Raw genomic sequence first — 4,041 nt, forward strand, 5'->3', positions numbered from 1 at the left:
GTCGTCCTGGACTACCGCGACCCGTACTTCATCGGCCTGCGGACCGACCACGCGATGTACCGCTTCTTCGGCCGCAACCACTTCGGCGCCAGGGTCGGCCTCGTCGTCCACGACTTCGATCCGACCGCGGACGGCACCGGCCTGGAGGCCGACCTCAAGCACTGGCTGGACGGCGTCTACGGGGTCTCGGCCGCCCCCACCGCGTAACTCCCGCCGCTCCCGGCCGCTCCGTGAGGACGACGCCGGGAGAGCGGCACCCGGCTTCCGCCCGAACCGCCGTACGAAGGTGATCTCCTGGACGAAACGGGCGGATCCGGGGGTGGGTAGTGGCAGTAAGGGGAAGGTTTGCGACGATTGGCGCGATGACCCCTGACACTGCTGACACGTTCGACGGGCGCCATGACGACGACCGAGGCCGGAACCGACACCGGCGGCCTCGTCGTTCCCGCAAGCGCCCGATGGTGATGGCGACGACCGCGGGGGCGGTCGGCCTGGTGGTGCTCGGCGCCGGCTATCTGGTGCTCGGCAGACACAACGGGACGGCGGTGGCCGACGACGGGCGGCATCAGGGCGCCGCCTCGGCGCCGGCCGCGACGGCCGCCGTCGTGGCGAAGGCGGCCGCGGGGGCTCCACCGGCCGCCGCCGAGCAGTTGCCCGCCGCGATTCCGGGGCTCGGCCCGAAGACGCGGGCCGAGATCCCCGCCGTCAGCCGACAGGTGCTGGTGGCTTCGGGGAAGGCGAAGAACTCCTCCGACACCCAGGTGACGCTGTGGTCCCGTACCGCTGACGGCCACTGGCGGCCGGGCGCCACCTGGCCGGCGCACAACGCGCTGCGCGGCTGGACCCGTTCGCACCACGCGGGCGATCTGCACAGCCCCATCGGGGTGTTCACCCTGCACGACGCGGGCGGCTTCGACGCCAACCCGGGCTCCAAGCTGCCCTACCACCACTCGTCCGCCTTCCAGGCGGGCGGGGTCGGTTTCGACGGCGAGACGCTGGACGACGCCTTCGACTACGTGATCGCCATCGACTACAACCGCGTCCCGGGCCGATCCCCGCTGGACGGCGCGCAACCGCTCGGCGCGAGCCGCGGTGGCGGCATCTGGGTGCACGTGGACCACGGCGGCCCCACCCACGGCTGCGTCAGCATCCCCGCAAGCCACATGGTCCAGCTGCTGCGCACCCTGCTGCCGGCCGACCATCCGGTGATCGTGATGGGCGACCGCGGGTCGCTGGCCGGCTGACCGGCGAACGAACGCCGGGGGCCCGCAGTCGTCGTCCCCCCACGACGGCCGCGAACCCCCGGCGTTCGGCTGCCCGTTCCGCTCAGCCGCGCGGGTCGACCAGGGACTGCACGCTCGGCAGGCCCTTCCAGTCGTTCGAGGCGACCGTGGCGTGCGCCTTGGCCAGCAGGGCGACCCGGGCGGCCGCGTCGGCCGGGGACGGGTTGACATCGTCCAGGGCCGGTGCCACGTTCTGCGAGTCGGTCATGAACAGCAGGTAGTGGTTGGTGTCGTACCAGCTGGTGTCGATCGAGCCGTTGAGGTAGGTCGACGCGTCACCGTCGAAGGCGACGAACCAGGGCCGCAGCGAGGTGTCCGAGTAGCGCGTGCGCGGGTCGCCGGCCTGGGCGTTGTGCACCGACGGGAAGATGTTGGCCTGCGCCGTCTTGCCTTGCGTGTGCAGGTCGCGCAGGTAGGTCGCGTACTCGGTGTCCGTCCACAGGGTGTCGGTCGGGTTGCTCTCCTCGACCGTGCCCGGGATGACCTCGAGCAGCACCTTGCCGGCGAGTTGCTGCCGGGTCGGCCAGTTGCCGGCCTTGGCCGCGTCGTCCAAGGTGGCGTACTGGCCGCCGCCCGGCTTGTTCAGCAGGTCGTTCGGCTTGAACACCAGGTTGCCCAGGTGCGCGCTGATCGAGCTGTCGAGCTTGGCGGGGCTCATCCCGAAGCTGGACTGGAAGCCCGCCTTCAGCTCCAGCTTGATGATCAGCGGCCCGTGACCCGGGTGTGCGCCGAGCCAGACCCGTACGTCGTCCAGGCACGACTCCAGGTCCTTGTTCGCGCCGCCGGAGTAGAGCTGCGCGGCCGAGGACGCGTTGACGCAGTTGTTGCTGTTGCCCAACGGGTTGGAGTGGCTGACCTTCCACTCCGAGGTGATGAAGTCGTCCCAGACGTCCAGTTCGATCATCGAGGTGCCCGTGTCGAGCGCCTGCGCCAGGTACGGGAAGGTGGCGGGGTCATAGGTGTTGTGCAGGCCGGACACCGTGGCGCCGGACAGCGGCAGGGAACCGGGGTCGGCGGCGGAAGCGGCGCCGCCGGGGCCGGCGACGGTGAACGCCAGGCAGGCGGTGAGGGTGCCGAGCAGCGCGGTACGCAGGGCCGCGCGCGGCCGAAGGGTAACTCGACGACGGGTCATAGGACCGGTCACGTCTCCTCCATTGGGGGGTGGCTCTCCGTCCAGGACGGTGACGGTCGCGCGTGAATCGACGGAGACATGACACGTAACACGAACTGGAATCCTCCTGTCAGCTCCGATTCACGCCGAACTTCCGCGGCCCGCACCGGGCTGAACTCGCCTTTCCCGACAAAAACTGACGACACGTCAGTTCGCCCGAAGGGGACGTGACGTCGCTCCGACGCCGGTTGTTCGTGCCCGGTGTCAGTTCACGCCGAGCAGGCGCAGCGCCGCCGCGGTGACGGCAGCGGCGATCACCACCACCACAAAGGGGGCCCGGCGCCAGGCGCACACCCCGCCGACCACCACACCGGCCGCCCGGGCGACACCGGCGAAGCCGTGCGCCTCGGTGAGCGCCGAGGTCGCGACCAGGGCCGCGAGCAGGACCACCACCGCGACGTTCGTCAGGCGTTCCACCCGGGGCGACAGGGCCACGCGGGCCCGCAGCACCGGGCCGGCCAGGCGGAAGGCAAAGGTGCCGGCGCCGAGCAGCACGGTCGCCGCCACCAGGCCGGAAGCCGAGGTCATGGCGTGGTCCGATCGGTCGGGAGGCGTTCGGGCGCCTCGGGGGAGGGCGGGCTGCCGGGATCGGTCGCCGCCGCGGGCGAGCGGCGGGGCAGGCTCGCGGCGACTCCGGCCAGCGCGAGCAGAACCGGCAGCCCGGCGGGGAGGAAGGGCGTCGCCGCCAGCGCGACGACGACGCCGACCGCGGCCGCCCGGCGGATGGCCGCGTCGGTGAGGGAGGGCAGCAGGAGGGCGAGCAGCACCGCGGGGAAGGCCGCGTCCAGTCCGAACGCGTCGGTGTCGCCTATCGCCCGGCCGCCGAAGGCACCGGCCAGCACACCGAGATTCCAGGCGGCGAACAGGCCGAGCCCGCAGGTCCAGTACGCGATCCGGCGCCGCCGTGGCTCGTCCTGCGCCAGCGTGAAGGCCACCGTCTCGTCCACCATCAGATGGCTGCCGACGAGCCGTCGCAGCCAGCCGCGGCCGAACACATCGCCGACCGTGAAACCGAACGGCACATGCCGCGCGTTGACCAGCAGCCCCGCCACGACCGCCGCCACCGGATTGCCGCCCGCACCCACGATGCCGATGAAGATGAACTGCGAGGCGCCGGCGAACACCACCACCGACAGCAGCACCGGCAGCCACAGCGGCAGCCCGAGGCCCACCGCGATCGCGCCGAACGACACACCGACGAGCGCGTCGGCCAAGCAGACCAGGGCGATGTCCCGCGCCAGGTCTCGGTCCAGGGTTCGTCCTGTCGAACGCATCACCTTCTATACTGAACGCTGCGGCCCTGCCGTTCGTCAAGGCGAACGGTAGGACTTCTTCAGCGAACACTGGCGGCGCGGGGGCGAGCGCGCGCCGGCAGGCATCGGCGTCGGCGTCCCGTCGGCGTCCGGTCGGCGTTCAACGGGCGGTGAACGGGATCCCGGCGGCGAAAGGACGGCCATGACGGACAGCGGGAGACCACCCGCCGCGGGCGGCGCGGGCGCCCCCGCGGCCGGTACGGGCAAGGCCCGGGCGGGAGTCGGGGCGACCGCTGGCGGTGGGACGGTGGGCGGGGCCGCGGCCGGCCGGGCG

The 4,041-nt window shown here is 72.2% G+C and carries 4 protein-coding genes and 1 pseudogene; 2 read left to right on the plus strand and 3 right to left on the minus strand.

The genetic code is table 11. From position 1 onward, the window contains the following. Positions 1-207, plus strand: a pseudogene (locus tag GA0115240_RS05720) (hypothetical protein); the annotation flags it as partial. A 251-nt stretch (positions 208-458) separates the two neighbouring features. Continuing rightward, entirely contained in the window at positions 459-1,244 is a 786-nt protein-coding gene (locus GA0115240_RS05725; protein ID WP_256069562.1) for a L,D-transpeptidase family protein, read from the plus strand. Between the two features lie 82 nt (positions 1,245-1,326). On the opposite strand, the gene GA0115240_RS05730 is transcribed toward GA0115240_RS05725, so the two are convergent. The 3 genes from GA0115240_RS05730 to GA0115240_RS05740 form a co-directional block, all read right to left on the minus strand. Next, positions 1,327-2,415 carry a phosphatidylinositol-specific phospholipase C domain-containing protein gene (locus GA0115240_RS05730; RefSeq protein ID WP_093735562.1) on the minus strand — a complete coding sequence of 363 codons (1,089 nt, stop codon included), beginning with the start codon at positions 2,413-2,415 and terminating at the stop codon, positions 1,327-1,329. Between the two features lie 243 nt (positions 2,416-2,658). Next, positions 2,659-2,982, minus strand: a complete 324-nt coding sequence (locus tag GA0115240_RS05735) for an AzlD domain-containing protein (RefSeq protein ID WP_093735563.1) — start codon at positions 2,980-2,982, stop codon at positions 2,659-2,661. Next, a complete protein-coding gene (locus GA0115240_RS05740) occupies positions 2,979-3,728 on the minus strand; it encodes an AzlC family ABC transporter permease (protein ID WP_093735564.1) in 750 nt (249 codons plus the stop codon). The genes GA0115240_RS05735 and GA0115240_RS05740 overlap by 4 nt, the downstream gene beginning before the upstream one ends. Positions 3,729-4,041: the final 313 nt, after the last annotated feature.

This window comes from Streptomyces sp. DvalAA-14 (genome assembly GCF_900091855.1).
Taxonomy (GTDB): domain Bacteria; phylum Actinomycetota; class Actinomycetes; order Streptomycetales; family Streptomycetaceae; genus Actinacidiphila.

What these genes read in the sequence shown, in the direction of transcription:
- GA0115240_RS05725 (WP_256069562.1), top strand. Translation starts at nt 459, where the DNA reads ATGGTGATGGCGACGACCGCGGGGGCGGTCGGCCTGGTGGTGCTCGGC.
- GA0115240_RS05730 (WP_093735562.1), bottom strand. Translation starts at nt 2,415, where the DNA reads ATGACCCGTCGTCGAGTTACCCTTCGGCCGCGCGCGGCCCTGCGTACC.
- GA0115240_RS05735 (WP_093735563.1), bottom strand. Translation starts at nt 2,982, where the DNA reads ATGACCTCGGCTTCCGGCCTGGTGGCGGCGACCGTGCTGCTCGGCGCC.
- GA0115240_RS05740 (WP_093735564.1), bottom strand. Translation starts at nt 3,728, where the DNA reads ATGCGTTCGACAGGACGAACCCTGGACCGAGACCTGGCGCGGGACATC.